This is a genomic window from Photorhabdus thracensis (assembly GCF_001010285.1).
Taxonomy (GTDB): domain Bacteria; phylum Pseudomonadota; class Gammaproteobacteria; order Enterobacterales; family Enterobacteriaceae; genus Photorhabdus; species Photorhabdus temperata.
In genome coordinates this window covers 2,817,562-2,833,971 of record NZ_CP011104.1, presented here as the reverse complement: position 1 = coordinate 2,833,971, position 16,410 = coordinate 2,817,562, and the positions used below count along the sequence as shown (strand labels likewise).

Genomic DNA, 16,410 nt, shown 5'->3' with positions numbered 1-16,410 from the left:
AATTTTTTTAACCTACCATGTAAATAAAAATTTTTTCACTGAAAACTGCTGTAAATAATATTCTTTTTTTATTCTTTTCGATTGTTGGTTTATTTCAATTCCATCCAGTGAATTAATTCTTAACTGAGACGATAACGCAAGAATAATATTTTAAGTAAAAAGGTTTTAATATATCTAATAATTTATGTTAACCAACATCATAAACTCTCATGACAAAAATCACGATATTAAAAATCGAATAATTAACATATTGCTTATGGCAACTTTATATGTAGGATAACCACACATAACAGTAAGTTTATTTTATTGGGAATAAATCATTTAACCTCAGCACGTTTGAAGTTAATTAGCATCCTTAATTATTTGCAGCACGAAATAACTAACCACATCTTATTCGAAAAGGAGATTACTTATGGTTTCCCAACTTGCAATACATGGCGGTTCTTCTACCCGAACAATGTCCTGGCCAGGTTGGCCTACAAGCAATCCCCAAACTGTAGATAACTTACTTTCTGTTTTAGACAGTCAACGTTGGTCAATAAGTGGCCCTTATCGAGGAACACCTTCTTTTGAGCAACGTTTTGCAAAAACGTATTCTCATTATACTAATGCCCATTATTGTATTCCGGCTTCCAGCGGAACCGCTAGTCTAGTCATGGCGTTAGAAGCCATTGGTGTTGGAGCTGGTGACGAAGTCATTGTGCCAGGGTTATCTTGGGTTGCCTCAGCATCAGCCGTGCTTAGTATTAATGCTATTCCCGTGCTCACTGATGTGAACCCGCTGACAGGTTGCTTAGATGCAAATGCTGTTGAAAAATCTATTACTCCCCGCTGCCGTGCTATTACTGTTGTGCATCTTGGTTCGGCAATTGCTGACTTAAATGCCCTGTTACATATAGCAGAGAAATATAATTTGCCACTCATTGAGGATTGCGCTCAGGCACATGGGGCTCGTTTTGCTGGTCAGCATGTTGGTACTTTTGGAATAGCCGGAACGTTTAGTATGCAACACAGCAAGCTGTTGACAAGTGGCGAAGGTGGTGCAGTACTGACTAATGATGAACAAATTGCTAGACGATTAGCCCACCTGCGTGCAGATGGACGCACACTCAGTAATGTGCCACCTCCATTGGATCATATGGAGTTATTAGAAACAGCCGAACTAATGGGTTCAAACTATTGTCTATCTGAATTTCATGCCGCTATTTTGCTAGCTCAGTTAGAAAAGCTTGATGCAGAGAATATGACCCGACGCCGCAATGCCGAATATTTGGATGAATTAATGCAGCAGATTGGCTGTGCTCCCCAGCAAACCACTCAGGGCACTACAGAACGTGTTTATTATAACTATGCCATTAGATTACCTGAATCAGTCTTAGCAAAAGCCTCAGTGGAAAAACTAGCAGAAGCCCTATCAGCAGAGCTTCATCTCCCTTGTAAGCCAATGTATGCATCACTAAATCAATGTTCTTTATACCAACCTTCGAGCCGACGACGTTTCGCATTAAACCAAGACTTTCAATCAGCGGTTCAACCGCAGCGTTTTAGTTTGCCAATAGCAGAAGCATTTGCTCATAGCTACATTACATTACCACACCGCTTTTTGCTTGCAGAAAAATCAGACATGCTTGATGTACAACGTGCTCTGGATAAGGTTATGCACCACGCTGAGCAACTGTGAATCACCAACCAACATGATTGCAACAAAGAGCCATCGTTTTGTATTCATCCGGCATGCAGAAGCAACATGTAATCTACAAGATGAACATGTATTAATCAGTTCAGTAATGCCAGATTCTTCGTTGACCGCGTTTGGTCAGAAACAAGCACAATTATTGGCCAACAATATCCCAAGAGAATTAATTGGAGACAAAATATTTAGCAGCCCAATGATCCGAGCAATGCAAACTGCCAACTTCCTCACGACACGGCATAATTTACCGTTGGTTTCTGATGAGCGTTTGGAAGAAGTACGCATAGAACCTTCACTGACACCAGCATTAAGTTTGTTGGAATGGGATACAATGCTACAAGAGCGTTTAGATAAGCCCACAATTAATGTAAGACCCGAAGTAGAAACTGTTGCTGCACAGAGAGCACGGGTGACTGATTTTTTATGTCAACGACACCAAGAGCGCGGCAAGGAAAAAGTCACTGTGATCGTTTCCCATGCATTCACTATAGAACTGGCAATTTTTGTGTTGCTGGGATTGGATGTCTCTTTGCTACACCAATGGCGTATACGTATCAGTAATAGTGCCTTGCATATTATAGAGAATGAAGAGATAGGTGGAAAATCGCGGATCGTACTTACTAACGCGAAAAATCATTTGAGATTATGGCTTTAAGGGTAAAAAGATAAACGTATGACGGCTAAATTTGAACGATTACAACAACTTTCCCAGCACCCTGATTTTTTAACACTTGTTCCCCCTTTAGTGGGATTTACAGCTGATAAAGCGCTTGCCATTGTAGAAAGTCACCCACATGCTGATAACATGTTGTTACGCACCCTCTACAGCAGGGCACGAGCATACTTTGACTGCTATTCATCCAAAGAAAACTCTTGCCCGATAATCATCGCACCAACCCGCTTTTTTAAGCTTGTTCCTTTGGCTCGGTGCCCCGCAATCGCATTGTTTGACCAGATTCAGGACGATACGACGGAATAAGGCCAGATTCTCAACTGCACCCTCCAGAACAATTCGTGAATCATCTTCTTTAAAGACCACATCAAGAATATAGTGCTGGGTATTTTCAATCCGCCAATGCTGGCGAATATAATATCCCAGTGATTTATGCTTGGGCGAAAGGGAACTCACATAATAAGACGTGTCCACCGTTCCTTTGCCATTTTGTGTCCGGTGACGTTCTACGGCGATAATGCTACGAATGGTCGGCCATTTCTCGATTAATTCTGCCGTAAATTGGGGCTTTAACTGAAACACATAACGCTCTTCACGCCGGCCATGGGCTTCTTGCTTAACTTCCGTGATAATTTTTTCTTTACCGGCATCAAACACCGCCTGAAATTGCGATTGGACGGCTTCCCACAGATGGGGTTGATTTTTTTTCACCTGAACCACGACATGGGCTTTCTTTTCGCTGATTTTTTCCAGCGTTTGGCGCTGACAATGCAAAGCATCCAGCGTGACGATGCTGCCTTTCAGGTCAAGGATATCCAACATCTGCCGCACGATACTGATTTCCCCGTTTTTCGTGGCAGTGGCTTTCTGGCTCAGGACTAATCCTTGTTCCGTATCATATGCCGTGACCAGTTGGACGGCGTTTTGCTTTTCATTACGGTAGGCGCGTCGCAGAACTTTTCCATCGAAGGCAATGACCGGTTTCCCTGCCTGTTCACGTTGTTCATTGATCCAGTTGAGCAAAGCCTCCAACAGCGAATCAAGTTCAATAGCGCGCACAATTCTGGCAACCGTGTGTCGGCATGGTATTCCACTGAGAAAGGGGCGATATTTTTTCAGCCACGTAATTTTGGCCCGACCATAAGTTTCAATATCTTGCCAACCTTCAGCGCCAGCGAGAATGGCGCTGATGACAAGAAAAATAACATCAATCAGCTCGTATTGACGATTGATGTCAGAACGAGTTTCTTTCACAACGGTTAAATGTTCAATCAGGGTCTGGTTCGGATTCATGGGCCAGTATTAAAAAGAAAAATAAGGAGAATGAGATCATATAATTACGGTTCATTCAAGGGGGGGGGTAAAAAAGTATGCTCGCGCCCTGCCCTCTACAGTCAGTACATCGCTGAACACCTTGACTGGATTAAACAGGTAGAGGAAGTTTGTGGTCCTCCCCCTTGGATTATTCGCAGTGCTGGTCTAGAAGATGGTAATACTTTCGTCAATGCCGGAGGTTATGCCAGTATCATCTGTCATTGCTCAGCTGATTTTAGTGATACGCTTTCTGCGGTCGCTTTTAGTGGATTTGAACCTCAATCCATTGAACAGCAGAGATTAAGTGATCCTGATTATCAACCACAGCCTATCTGTTGTTTCGTCCAAAAATTGATTGAAGATGCACCATCGGAAGGTATTCCACCTATTGTGAATTCCTTGCAGTCTCCTTATCTGATAACTAACACATGCCATAATTTATGTAAAATTATCGAACAATTACATCAATATTTCTCTGAAGCAGCACTAGATACTGAGTGGGTATTGGAAACGGATCATGGTCTGGTATCCGTGACCGGATTGACGTTAAATGGCACTGAAGGAGTCAGGGGAGAATTGGCCTTCGGTTTTGGTTTTGCGTCTGCACAATCTCCTGGCTCAAGGGCGAACTCTGTTGCCTATCATTGGCCGACTTTAACTTCCCCCCTGTGGTATGGCAAGCAATTACGCAGGGTTCATGTGGATAAGATTTGGTTAGTGCAGGCTCGCCCTGCACCGGGATATGCACTAGAACGTCAGGTTGAACAATTAACCTCTGAAGTAAAAACTGATCTGGCACGCTGTATGCAGGTATTTCCTGTAGCAGCATTACTGCATCCCACCAAGCCCGCTTTGGGTGCTTTCCTTTCAACATCAACATTAGACGATGCATGGTCGCGTTACCTGCGTCTTTCACCGTCAGTACAATCCACGCTTGTTGCTGTCTTCGTTGAATCCGGTGTTGCCAGTGAACATGCTGGTATCATGTTCCGCCAGCAAAAATTACCGGTTTTTCTTACCCAGTTAGCCAATATCCCAGCGGTTCCATGGGTTGTCATTGATAGTGTGGGAGAGCAGGCCTACTTCAGTACACAAAAACCGCTTATCGAATTGGAAACAGAACGCACTGAAGCGGTTAATTTGCCTGCTTCTGTGCAGCATATATTTGACGATAGTAAGTCCTTACCTATCACAGAGCTGACTTCTCAATATCTTTCTGACGTTTTACAAAATGCGTTGGCGGGATTGCCAATCCTAGAGGAAAAAGTGGGTATCGAACTCAGGCAACGTAGCCTTTTCCCAACGGACACTTGGATACATTATGGTGATACTGTCCGCAGCCCAAGTTTAACGGGTTGGCTGCTCGCGCAGACGGGCGAGGAAATGATGGCGCTTTACCCTTCTCATTGGTCAGCGACGGAAGAAACGACCTATTATCTCTGTGCTTTCAGAGCCAAAATAGCTCCTCAATCGATATTACCGCATTTATGCAAGGCGATCCCTGTGTTGGCAGAGAAGGTTAATCAACTGAATGACCTGCGCCTGCTTATGTTATTCATCAAAGCCGAAGAATGGATTGAGAAAATACCAGTTCTACCATTGGCACAATGGGTTGATGCGGCAATAACATCCTCAAATGGGGATGGACATCTATTACTGGAATGTATGCTTCATGTACTCGCAGATACAGAAGTTCTTCCCATTTATGAAGATATTGACCGGATAAACATTTTACACAAGTTAGCCAATAAAGTGGGTTCCACACTTTCTGTTCACGAACTGCTTGAAGTCATTCATCATTGTCAGCTCCCCCCCACCGCACTGGCTAATTTGGTCTGTGCCCCCAAAGCATTTGCTGATTATATTGTTTTTCTGGCACCACTTAGACGTTTTAAAGCCGCTGCTGTACTGGCCGGAGCAAGTGAAGCTGCCGACTTACTACTATCCACTGACCGCATGATGAAAGCGCTACATCAAGCGAAATTACCCACTTTGAGAGCACTTTGCCGTATAGACTTAGTGGATACTTATGATCAGGTACTTAAGGCAGTATTAGCGGATTTGGTTGATAGACGCGATGTGATAACGTATCAAAATTATCTGGATCTACTCAGTGGTTGGATGGCATTTGCCCAACTATCAACACTTTCTATCACTGAAAAAGCAGCACTCTATTCTTTTCAGAAATGGATAGAACATGTGCGTCACTCCCCTATGCCGGACACTTTTTTTCTTGAATTAAAAGAAGATATTGTGGAGCTTTTGGGGGATGACTTCTTACGTTGGCAGTCCTTAATACCCATTGCAGGTAATCTGACACCAGAACAGCTACCGATAGAAAATGCGCACCAGTTACATAATTTATTACATCAATGGATGCTGGTTCGTTTCCGGGCTAAATCAGGGCCTGAGTTACCTACCCGCTTGCGCAAATTGATCAGTATCGCGGATGGTTTTGGGGATGCTCGTTCTTGCCTGTTAAGGTTATCCAATAATCTCTTTGAGATTTCGCTCCCTTTTGTCGTACACAAAGCCGGCTTCCTCTTTAATGAGAAAGAATTGGTTGTGGAATTTTGTGAACTGCCAAATGCCCCGGAAGAGGATATTGGTCGTTTACATGTCTTCGATGCTTTAGCGTCGCGCATCGCAGAATGGAATTCCCAATGGCAGATATCATCAAATCGGGTCTGTCAGTTCGGCACCTGGACACTTTTCCTGCGTGTAAAGCGTTTTGATGGCTTGCATTGGCAGGACAGCGATCTGGAACAGCTGGTGCTTTGGTTGCGAGTACTGTTCGATACCGCTTATGACTTCTCCTATGTACCTAACGATGAAGTTTTACATGTTCATGAAATGCTAGGCCATTCTCCCTGGCGTGAATTGTTCCAGGCTTATGTCGATTATCGATCTGTGATTGATTTCTCTGTCCAACGTATCACGGTCTATTCATTACCCTTTGCGTCAACGCTCGCTGCACTTTGCCTGAATGAATTCGTTCGTGATGAGGTTACCCACGCCTACCTTGCTGGTTTTGACCGTGCCTGGGAGGCTTTTCACCGTATTATTGAGAAGTTGGAAAAAACAGAAGATGATCAGGAACAGTGGGAGTGTCTTCATACCTCCGCCGGACAAATGGGATTACTCCTTTCAGCAAAATGGCCAAAACAGACCCTTATGCGGATGGTACAGGAACCCTTGTCTTCTATTGCTGCTGAACGCATCGCTGTCAGCCTGTTACATCGTCGTGATTTGGTGATCACATTACAACAGTTAATTACCGTACCAGAAAATACGGGATTGCGTAATTTAGTCCTGCACCATGTTCCTGATATTGCAGTAAATGCTAACTCTGCCGCTGCTATCGCAGATGAAATCGCTATCTGGCAAAGTCAGTTTAAACGCTGCAAGGAATATTTACTTGCCTATCATGCGAATGTACTTCCTGAGAGCCAGTGTCAGCAGTTTGTCAGACAACTCAGCCTTGTTCCCTATGGCATAACAGAAGAAATTGAGATGTGTATTCAACAAGCTTTGGCTCATATCGCTGTGGAGGAGAAAGGTCGTTTTAAATTGTCTGAAGTTGATCCGATTGCGATTATTAGCGCTATACGCACAAAATGAGGATAGAATGACCAAACATCCTAACAATGTCGCCAGAATACAGATTACGCCCTCAGAGTTAGTGAAGAAGTTATTCGCCACCGAATATGCTCAAAATGGTAATGGTTATGTATCAGCCTGTGCTCTGGGACAGGTATGGAGTGATCTGAGTCTTCTTACTGAAGTGAGTCAACAGCCGTTATCAATCCGCCATCAGGCCAAATTTTCTGCTACACATGCACAGCAGGCAGCTTTGTCTATAGCTTGTGGTCACAAGATCACGGCAGAAATGAAGTATTCCCAACAAATAAGCCTTGTATTGCAAGGTCAGTTTTCTCCTTGGATGGACTTACTGACACGTATTCTAGCACTCCCCTTGCCAGAGTGTTATGGCTATGATTTAGGGGATACCGAAGTTTGTGTGGATGATGCAATCCGTTTCGCCCGCCAATTTGCCTCTGGGCGTCCCATCGTAGTTATCGGTCTCCGTAGTGGTGGGAGTTTTCTTACTCCACGTTGGGTTGCAGGATTAACGCAGATTAATGGTGTGCCCCCTGCATGGATAACACTACGCCCTTTAAGGAATATTGATGCTTATTGCCAATATCACCCTTCGGAGCTAGATTCTCTATTTCGTCTTATTGACACGCAATCAGAACGTTCAGACGTCGTGATTGTTGATGATCAGCCCGATACCGGCAGTACTGTTAAAATACTTGCGCAATCGTTAGCCTTTAAAGTAAAAAACATCTGGTTTGCTAGCATTGGGCAAGTGAGAAAAATCACAAAATCCGCTTCATGGTCAACCGTCTTTTCGCGATCACCGCTGATGGTACGTGAACGACGTCCACTCTGGCAACTTTTGTTAAAAAATGATCACTGCCATTTTCTTTCTGCGCTGGTGTCTACGATACCCGCGTCTGATTTATTAAATTCGACAGTAATAAATGACGCGGATACACAGATATTTATCCATTGCCCAACAATGGAAAAGAGATATGGCTTGGGTGAGGCTTGGTTGCCCTGGAATTCGCCAGCAATGGAAAAATATGCAAGAAGGCTGATTAACCCCAAAAAAACTCCCTTGTTAGTTATGGATAGACATGAAAAACCCTTATTGCACTTGAGGTTTATAGGAGAAAGTACCTATGGACTGACCGAATTCAATCGAATGAAGCAAACCAATACTGCCCACCCTGAGGCGTGGTTTCTTGACGGTTATCATATATCTCAACATCTTCCGGGGTTACGTCCATTACGCGATCTTATAGCTGAAACTCCTCATGAAAATCAGCAGGTTTGGCTTACACAGTGCAACACGGTTATTCAATCTACTAGCCAATCATCATTGATGGCTATTTCCGGCCAGCTACCTCAAATTCCAATAGGAGCAGCTATTCGTCATGCATGGGGACGCTTGCAATACAAAATGGGTGAACACAAATTACCTGACTTACCTATCTGGCTCAATTCGCTCAATATTCCTCCTTTTGCGGGAAGTACAAGACCAATACGTTCTTCCCTTAGTCATGCCTTTGGTGATTGGCACTGGCAAATTGGCAATGACGGGCATCTCTACCGTTTTCAGCAGGAAGCTAATTGGGGAGGCATAAGCTGGTCAGAATTGGAGATAGCAGTTTTTCTATTGGTATATCATCTGCCGCCCGCCACGCTACAGTTGATGTACAACGCTAACAAGGCAGAGAATGATAATTCACCCGTGATATACACCTCCTTACCTGTTGCACTGCTTTTACTACTCGACGGTTTCCGCCGGGATGTACGTCAATTTAGCCCTATAGGTAAGATGCGTTTATGTGAAGATCTCACCTTGTTATTTCAAACTTTGACCCAGTACCACGACTTGATTATCGAAAGTATGCAATCGACTGAAATATTGAGGAGTGCCTATGAGTAAATCTGAAAAAATCGCTTCTACTGTTGTCGTTCCAGCACCAAACTTACATGCTTTATCCGCAAGTGGTGCTACCGTCAGACTTAGTGATGGAAGAGACTATATTGACCTAATGAATGGCAAAGGTAGCATCACGTTGGGACACCATCATCCGGCAGTCACAGAAGCAGTCATCGATAGTTTAAATAATAAATTGGGATCTTCCACCTGCTGGTCAGAACCTTTTGAGGCTCTTGCAGAGATTATTGTTGCTGACAGTGGTATACCCAATGGGCAAGTTGCCTTTTTCAGCTCAGGAACTGAAGCCTGCCGTGCCGTTGTCCAGTGTGCTAGGAAGATAACAGGAAAAAAAATCATCGCCAGTGCAGGTTACCACGGTTGGGGGGATTTATGGGCTTCGTCTTCCCATTTTTTGCAACCAAATGAAAGCGGCATTATCGATTTCTACTTCATACCCGAATTATTGGCTGAGGTGTTAGAAGACCACAATGGCGAAGTCGCAATGGTGATGATTTCTCCTGATTATGTGCATATCAAACCAGAAACATTAAAAAAATAGCCTATCTTGCCCGTGAATATGGCGTTCTATTTTGCAGTGATGAAGTCAAAAATGGTTATCGTTCAGTGGCGGGTTCTGCGTTACCACAGGTTCTTGGCGAACAGGCTGATTTTTATACCTTTGCCAAAGGTCTATGCAATGGACAACGTTTATCCTGCCTCGTCGGGCCTGCTGACATGATGCAAAAAGCTAAGCACATGACCTATACCGCCTACTTTGACACAGTGCCTATTGTTGCGGCTTTAGCCACATTGAAATATATGCATAACGAACGAGGCTACGAACGCCTGGCTACGTGTGGGTCAATGCTGGCAAACACATTACGCATACTGATTGCACAGACAGAATTGCCAATAAAAGTGATGGGAGATGGGCCATTACTACAATTTATTTGTGCAACGCCAGAATTGGATGAGGCTTTCTATACGACTTGCGCTAAACACTGCCTGTTACTGTATAAGTTTGATAATCAGGCTATCTCACTAGCAACTGAAGTCGTTTTAACGGAATTGGAGATACGCTTCAAGCAGGTATTTTCAGAACTTGCTCAGCACTTTTCTACGCAGCACCAAATCCATGTCTCTATTGAACGGCAAATGGAAGCTGCATTCAATATGATCGATGGTGCCAGTGATGTTATGCCTGCTGCCGATGCTATCCATTGGTTACAAAGGTATGCAATATGAGCAGAATAAAAGACTGGTATGGTAAACGCCTGACCCTAATTGCTCCACATCCCGATGATATTGCTTATTCGATAGGAGGCTTCGTCTCACAACTTGCGGCTGTATCTACATTAGAGGTTGTGACTGTATTTACCCAAAGTCGGTGGGCGCTTCCTAAATCCCTGCGCAATTCGGGAGCCGCCATTATCAGTGAAGTACGGGTAAAAGAAGAGCAGACTTTTTGTCAAAATTTTAAGATGAAGTTATATCCTCTTGGTCTATCAGATTCCAGCTTGTCCGGCTATGACGATGGAAATGAGCGCCAATTGCAATTTAATCAGAAACAACTTACTGATGACATACGAACTTCAATTGTATTGGAGAAGCTACATCAAGTCTTAGCGGAGTCTAACCCCGATATTGTGATTGCGCCAGCTGCCATTGGTCACCATATAGACCATCAGATTGTCCATCACGCCATTTGTTCATTACAGAATCATCAATGGCAACTCGCTTTTTACGAAGATCTACCCTATGCAGCTGAGTTTACACTGGATATTTTGGAAAAGCAGCTGACAGAGCGAAAATTCAGAGTACTAGAAGCTATCGGTATTGATCAAACATTAGCGGATAAATACGCAGCACTATCTCATTATGCCAGCCAAACCGATCAGGAAACGATTAATGCAATTATTGCTCATGCACAACGTCTGGCACAGACGTGTTTCCATACAGGGAAAACCGTTCACCATGCAGAAAGATTTTGGGAGAAATCATGTCAATATCAGTAAGTTATATTCGTCAATTAATTATAAAAATCGCCTGTGAAACAACGGGAGATGACGCAGAAGGATTAATCGAGCGAGGACGGTTGGAGATCCCTGCACGTGATGCCATTGAATTTATGGTACGTCTGGAAGCACTTCTTGACTGTACTTTGAGCTGGTCGAAATACGAGCCTCTATCTGTGGAGATTAATAACTTCGTGGAAATAATAAACAAGAAACTTAATGCACAATCATCTGATGAGTCAATGCCATTATCAATTTAATCGCAGGTAATAATAAAATGATAAATAATGAAAAAAATTGCATTGCAATATCCATTAATACTCATAAGCCAAATGACAAAAGCAATATATTATCCTGTTCATCTCAAGATGATGCGCATTCTATGAGTAAAATTGAATTGCGCTTTGAAGATTCTGCCTATCCTTTCTGGATAGGGAGTCACTGCACAGAGGAAATTTCAGCACATTTAGCTGAAATGGAGGCATCTTCTCTGCATATCATTACTGACGATACCGTCAACCAGCTTCATGCTACACCTTTCGCACAACGGCTAACACTAAAAACAAAGGTGCCGGTTTGGATCTGGTCAATCCCAGAAGGAGAAGCCAATAAATCACTAAACACATTAGATTATCTTGCAAATAAATTGCTTAATGCCAGTATTGACCGTAAAAGTGTGATTATCGCGATGGGAGGAGGTGTCATCGGAAATATAGCAGGATTGCTGGCCGCATTACTCTTTCGTGGTATTCGCTTCGTGCATATTCCCACTAGCCTGATCGCAATGAGCGATTCAGTTATTTCACTTAAACAAGCAGTGAACATGCCACAAGGCAAAAACCTTATGGGATGTTTTCATACACCCGAAGCCGTTTTTGCCGATACTGCTTTTCTGCTGACGTTACCGCCCCAACACTTGCGGTCAGGGTTATGCGAAATCATTAAAAATGTGTTGATATTAGAAACTGAGAATATCCCATTTTTAACCCGCACACTGAATGCAGAAGCACATTACGACGAACAAACACTTGCACACATAGTTCAAGCGGGTGCTCTCACCAAACAAAAAGCCATGGTTAACGATAAGCGGGAAAGGCAGCATGCTCTTATATTCGAATATGGCCACACTGTAGGGCACGCTATCGAATTAAGTTGTAAAGGAAAACTGACCCATGGCGAATCCGTGGCACTTGGCATGATAGTTGCTGCCGAAATTTCTCATACCTTTGGTTTGTTGACATCTGAAGCACGTGATATGCACTACCGTCTGATTCACCTTAACGGCGTCGATATCAAGACACCAGTAGGAACAACACTGGAAGCCATTATGCAGATACTTCAATCTGATAATAAACGTGGCTATCTACACGCTAAATCCAATGAAATTCCGATGATTTTGTTAAATGAATTGGGAGTCCCCCTTTGGAATAGTGAAGGGCATCCCTTAACACTTGTGCCTGTTGATTTAGTCGAATCAATGTTGCGCCTACATATTTTTCAATCAACCTGAAAATTTAATCATAATCTGGTTACAGCCTGTCCGACAATTGTTCAACGGAAAGCGGCAAAAAAGAAGTTAAAACTGACCGGTACTATATTAGCGTTCTCCGTTTCTAGAGGTTATTACAAATGTGTTCTATACGCAGTAATCAGGTTCTTAGGGGATGTTATGTCAGATATAACTAATGTAATACATAGTATTCAACCACCTTCAGCTTGGCCTCCCTTAACCCGTAGGGTACGCCGTTATCGTAATATTGTGATAAAAACCTCCTGTAACTTACGTTGCAGCTATTGCGAGGTAAAGCGAGCGAAAGTGAACACGGAAGCAGTTATTAATTCGATAACACGAATTATGGAACGTTTTAATCCGAGTGATACGCTCTTTCGGATTGAAGCGGATGGAGAAATTACACTTTACCCCAAGATACTCGATTTTCTGGCGGAATGTGTGAAAAAAGGGTATTTCATCGAAGTGCTCACCAATGGCACACGTTTTCCTGCCTGTCTGCGTCCTGATTTGCTCTGGGTTATTTCTGTTGATGGACATACTGAGCAAATGAATAAGGCTCGTGGCTTAAAACAAAAACAAATCCAGACCGCTGACAAACCCCATTGAAAATAATGGGGTTTGTTCCTTTCATTACGAATCATAATACAACTCATTTTCCTCATTGACCCGATTCAATCGCCCGTCAGGGCGTTATTTTCGCTTCGCGGGCATTGACTGGCTCGCCCTCCAGAGATAAAAACAACAAAGCATCGCGACCAGCAAGGCTATCTTCTTGATATTTTGGGCAGTTGCCGCCAAAAGACACTGTATTTGCACCTTCTGCAACCCGCGAAAATGGGCATAACGGTGCCCGTGATGTTGCTTCGCATCCGCAAAACTGCGCTCTATTGTTTCCTTTCGTCGCTTGTAAACTTTTTTACCCCATTCCGTTAGCCGGTTTTCTCTGGCCTGCTCTTTACTGGCCTCCCAGATATGACGGGTTATCGTTTTTCCGCCTTTCGCGTGCGTGCAGGCATCACGCTGCGGGCAACACTGGCAGATAGCCGCCGGGGCCTGATAATGCCGGTATCCCTGACGGTCGGTTGTGGTATAAATCAGTTTTTCTCCCTGCGGGCAGACATAACAATCCTGTAGCTGGTCATAGGTGAAATGTTTCTTCTGAAAGGTATTTGGTCCCTTATTCGGCCGGCGATAACCTATGATGGGGATAATGCCTAACTGTTCCGTCAGATAACAAACCGGGGCCGTAAAATAGCCCGCATCCAACCCAACCGCGAGGGGATTGAGAGCAAAACGCTCTAACTGACGCGTCAAACGCTTGATAAAAGGCTGGCTGTCGTGGACATTACCCGGTGTGGCGTAGGTATCGGTGATAATACCGACTTGCCCATCCACGGTACGGTGGTCAAGGTAAAAGAACCCCCTGGGTTTGTTGGTCCGGTGCATAAACCCGCTTTCCGGATCGACGGTACTGACCTTCGTCTTTCTCTGCCGTTCCTTTAGGGCTGGCTTCAGGCTTTTTTTCCAGCTGCCGCCCGGTCTTGAGTGACGGCTTTATCCAGTGCGTCAACATAGGCGCCGGGGGGAACCGACCGCATGACATTCTCCGATTTATGCGGATTGGCACTGGCTTTCAGGTGGGTGCTGTCGGTATAGAGTACGTGTCCGCCCACAAATCCTTTGGCTATCGCCTGTTCAACAATGTGGTCAAAAATCTGTTGGAAGACCGCGGTATGATTGAAACGGCGGCGGCGGTTCTGGCTCAGGGTTGAGGCATCAGGGACCTTTTCTGTCAGTCCGAGGCGCAGAAACCAGCGGTAAGCCACATTAACCTGAATTTCCTGTACCAGACGGCGTTCACTGGGGACGCCAAACAAGTAGCCGAGTCACATCATTTTAATCAGCATGACCGGATCGATAGCAGGACGGCCATTATTGTGGCAATACAACGGGGCGACTAATTCGCGGATAAATTCGAAATCAATGGCAGCATCGACTTGACGGACCAAATGATTTTTAGGGACCAGCTCGTCAAGCGAGAGCGTTTCTGGCGGGAAAGTCTGGAGAGGGGGGGGTCTTAACATGGTGGCAAGCTCCGTTGAGTGAACGGAACTTAATTAAAACAAAATGCCGGATAAAAAACCAGCACTTTGTCAATAATCTGAGCGCTTGCAAATGCAAGCGCTCTGTATTCTTTATTTACGGCTTTTTAAACACTGAGTAGGCAAATCAGAACACCCATTGTTTAACATTCTCTTAACGGCCATAAATTTTAACTTACTTGTTAAGTCTATGATAACTAAAACAAATGAGCCTTAAAATTTTGGTGCCCGGAGGCGGAATCGAACCACCGACACGAGGATTTTCAATCCTCTGCTCTACCGACTGAGCTATCCGGGCAACGGGGCGCATTAAACCGTATTCGGTAGAACCCGTCAATATATTTCTTTTGAAATAGTGACTTGTGCTTTGAAATTACTCGATTAGTTAAAAATATAGGCAAAAAAATAACGGAGAGTAGAAAAATTGCTCTCCGTTATTATGTTATCGCTCTAGCGTTTTAATGATGATAACTTTTCTGGGCAGTGTTGACTTTCATCAGGTAGCGGCGTGATTCTGCCGATGGGTGTCTAGTTGTCAGGGTTTCATAAATATCACCCGGCGCCATTCCATTGATGATTTGAGCCGCTTTTTTCTTATCGCTGGAAAATACCCGTAATACACTGCCTGCACCGCCATTGTAAGCGGTTATTACCGCATAACGGCGGGAGGTTGCGTTAGTAATGCCACCCAAATAACTGTTTTGTAATATCGATAAGTATGCCGTGCCGGCATCAATATTATTTTCTGGATCAAACAGATAACTACGGCTTGGTTGTCCTGATTTGCCTTTCATCTTAAAGACATCACGGCCCGCGGTATGCTGTACAACCTGCATCAGTCCAAGTGCATCAGAGCGGCTGACGGCATATGGGTTAAAACTGGATTCTATTTGCATAATTGCTAGGATCAGGGATTCGTCTACCCCGTATTTAATAGAAGCCTGACGAATCAGTGGCAGATATTTATGAGCGCGTTTATCCAAATGGTTTGGTACCAGTTGCATGGTGACAGACCAGATAACATGTAAACCAGTTTGGCGTTTTTGTAATTTATTTGTCAGCAGATAATCTGCAAAATGTGCTGCCCGCCATTCCCAACGGATAGGCTGACCGTTATTGTCCATAACCTGCCCGTAAAGGAAGGGCTCTTTACTGATCTGAATGTCGTTAATATCAGAATAGAGATCGACAGAACCTGGATCGTCACCCATTAATAAGGTAGTGATAATGGCTTTGCGCAAATATGTTGTGGGGTCTGTCGGAGAAATTGTCTCAATAGTGATCGTGCCGGCCTCAAAATTGATATGGCTGCGGGTCTGGTATTGATCGGTATATTTAACGTAATCTTTTGGGCCAGCAATTAATACTTCGTGCAACCCCCAAATGTTTTCGATGTTGTGGGCAAATTGGCCCATCAAAATATCAAAACCATTGGTATCTTTTATATATTCTTCGTTGTATTTGGTATCTTTGGTATTGGTACAGGAAACGAGCAGTGGGGCAATAACAAACAGAGCTAACAGTTTTTTCATCTTACATTGCCATCTGGTGTTGAATACAGCATCAGAGCCAGCGGCTCTGATGA

General features: G+C 43.9%; 12 protein-coding genes, 1 tRNA gene and 1 pseudogene. 10 read left to right on the top strand and 4 right to left on the bottom strand.

The window, feature by feature from the left end:
- Positions 1 to 412: 412 nt before the first annotated feature.
- Both VY86_RS12340 and VY86_RS12335 read left to right on the top strand, forming a co-directional pair.
- Positions 413 to 1,681, top strand: a complete 1,269-nt coding sequence (locus VY86_RS12340) for a DegT/DnrJ/EryC1/StrS aminotransferase family protein (protein ID WP_046975156.1) — start codon at positions 413 to 415, stop codon at positions 1,679 to 1,681.
- Positions 1,682 to 1,694: 13 nt separating this feature from the next.
- Positions 1,695 to 2,348, top strand: coding sequence for a histidine phosphatase family protein (locus tag VY86_RS12335; protein WP_046975155.1), 654 nt, complete (start codon positions 1,695 to 1,697; stop codon positions 2,346 to 2,348).
- A 201-nt stretch (positions 2,349 to 2,549) separates the two neighbouring features.
- Here the strand turns inward: VY86_RS12335 and VY86_RS12330 are convergent, their stop codons facing one another.
- Positions 2,550 to 3,659, bottom strand: coding sequence for an ISAs1 family transposase (locus VY86_RS12330; protein WP_046973751.1), 1,110 nt, complete (start codon positions 3,657 to 3,659; stop codon positions 2,550 to 2,552).
- A 30-nt stretch (positions 3,660 to 3,689) separates the two neighbouring features.
- Here VY86_RS12330 and VY86_RS12325 point away from each other — a divergent pair, with 30 nt between their 5' ends.
- From VY86_RS12325 to VY86_RS24770, 8 genes are all read left to right on the top strand, one after another.
- A complete protein-coding gene (locus VY86_RS12325; protein WP_046975154.1) occupies positions 3,690 to 7,301 on the top strand; it encodes a hypothetical protein in 3,612 nt (1,203 codons plus the stop codon).
- Between the two features lie 7 nt (positions 7,302 to 7,308).
- Entirely contained in the window at positions 7,309 to 9,198 is a 1,890-nt protein-coding gene (locus VY86_RS12320; protein WP_046975153.1) for a hypothetical protein, read from the top strand.
- Entirely contained in the window at positions 9,191 to 9,754 is a 564-nt protein-coding gene (locus VY86_RS22595) for an aminotransferase class III-fold pyridoxal phosphate-dependent enzyme (RefSeq protein WP_052760831.1), read from the top strand. Before VY86_RS12320 ends, VY86_RS22595 begins: the two co-directional genes overlap by 8 nt.
- Entirely contained in the window at positions 9,742 to 10,440 is a 699-nt protein-coding gene (locus tag VY86_RS22590; RefSeq protein ID WP_082111229.1) for an aminotransferase class III-fold pyridoxal phosphate-dependent enzyme, read from the top strand. Before VY86_RS22595 ends, VY86_RS22590 begins: the two co-directional genes overlap by 13 nt.
- Positions 10,437 to 11,210 carry a PIG-L deacetylase family protein gene (locus VY86_RS12310; RefSeq protein ID WP_046975152.1) on the top strand — a complete coding sequence of 258 codons (774 nt, stop codon included), beginning with the start codon at positions 10,437 to 10,439 and terminating at the stop codon, positions 11,208 to 11,210. Before VY86_RS22590 ends, VY86_RS12310 begins: the two co-directional genes overlap by 4 nt.
- On the top strand, positions 11,195 to 11,470 hold the full coding sequence (locus VY86_RS12305; RefSeq protein ID WP_046975151.1) for a DUF6137 domain-containing protein: 276 nt from the start codon (positions 11,195 to 11,197) through the stop codon (positions 11,468 to 11,470). Before VY86_RS12310 ends, VY86_RS12305 begins: the two co-directional genes overlap by 16 nt.
- Before the next feature lie 17 nt (positions 11,471 to 11,487).
- Positions 11,488 to 12,720, top strand: a complete 1,233-nt coding sequence (locus VY86_RS12300; RefSeq protein ID WP_046975150.1) for a 2-deoxy-scyllo-inosose synthase — start codon at positions 11,488 to 11,490, stop codon at positions 12,718 to 12,720.
- Positions 12,721 to 12,879: 159 nt separating this feature from the next.
- Entirely contained in the window at positions 12,880 to 13,329 is a 450-nt protein-coding gene (locus VY86_RS24770; protein ID WP_071881021.1) for a radical SAM protein, read from the top strand.
- An 84-nt stretch (positions 13,330 to 13,413) separates the two neighbouring features.
- Here the strand turns inward: VY86_RS24770 and VY86_RS23460 are convergent.
- The 3 genes and pseudogenes from VY86_RS23460 to mltC all read right to left on the bottom strand — a co-directional run bounded on the left by VY86_RS23460 (position 13,414) and on the right by mltC (position 16,357).
- Positions 13,414 to 14,807 (bottom strand): annotated as a pseudogene (locus VY86_RS23460) (IS5-like element ISPlu14 family transposase).
- Between the two features lie 240 nt (positions 14,808 to 15,047).
- Positions 15,048 to 15,123 (bottom strand) — tRNA-Phe (locus VY86_RS12280).
- Positions 15,124 to 15,283: 160 nt separating this feature from the next.
- Positions 15,284 to 16,357, bottom strand: coding sequence for a membrane-bound lytic murein transglycosylase MltC (mltC, locus tag VY86_RS12275; protein WP_046975148.1), 1,074 nt, complete (start codon positions 16,355 to 16,357; stop codon positions 15,284 to 15,286).
- Between the last annotated feature and the right edge of the window lie 53 nt (positions 16,358 to 16,410).

What these genes read in the sequence shown, in the direction of transcription:
- VY86_RS12340 (WP_046975156.1), top strand. Translation starts at nt 413, where the DNA reads ATGGTTTCCCAACTTGCAATACATGGCGGTTCTTCTACCCGAACAATG.
- VY86_RS12335 (WP_046975155.1), top strand. Translation starts at nt 1,695, where the DNA reads ATGATTGCAACAAAGAGCCATCGTTTTGTATTCATCCGGCATGCAGAA.
- VY86_RS12330 (WP_046973751.1), bottom strand. Translation starts at nt 3,659, where the DNA reads ATGAATCCGAACCAGACCCTGATTGAACATTTAACCGTTGTGAAAGAA.
- VY86_RS12325 (WP_046975154.1), top strand. Translation starts at nt 3,690, where the DNA reads ATGAGATCATATAATTACGGTTCATTCAAGGGGGGGGGTAAAAAAGTA.
- VY86_RS12320 (WP_046975153.1), top strand. Translation starts at nt 7,309, where the DNA reads ATGACCAAACATCCTAACAATGTCGCCAGAATACAGATTACGCCCTCA.
- VY86_RS22595 (WP_052760831.1), top strand. Translation starts at nt 9,191, where the DNA reads ATGAGTAAATCTGAAAAAATCGCTTCTACTGTTGTCGTTCCAGCACCA.
- VY86_RS12310 (WP_046975152.1), top strand. Translation starts at nt 10,437, where the DNA reads ATGAGCAGAATAAAAGACTGGTATGGTAAACGCCTGACCCTAATTGCT.
- VY86_RS12305 (WP_046975151.1), top strand. Translation starts at nt 11,195, where the DNA reads ATGTCAATATCAGTAAGTTATATTCGTCAATTAATTATAAAAATCGCC.
- VY86_RS12300 (WP_046975150.1), top strand. Translation starts at nt 11,488, where the DNA reads ATGATAAATAATGAAAAAAATTGCATTGCAATATCCATTAATACTCAT.
- VY86_RS24770 (WP_071881021.1), top strand. Translation starts at nt 12,880, where the DNA reads ATGTCAGATATAACTAATGTAATACATAGTATTCAACCACCTTCAGCT.
- mltC (WP_046975148.1), bottom strand. Translation starts at nt 16,357, where the DNA reads ATGAAAAAACTGTTAGCTCTGTTTGTTATTGCCCCACTGCTCGTTTCC.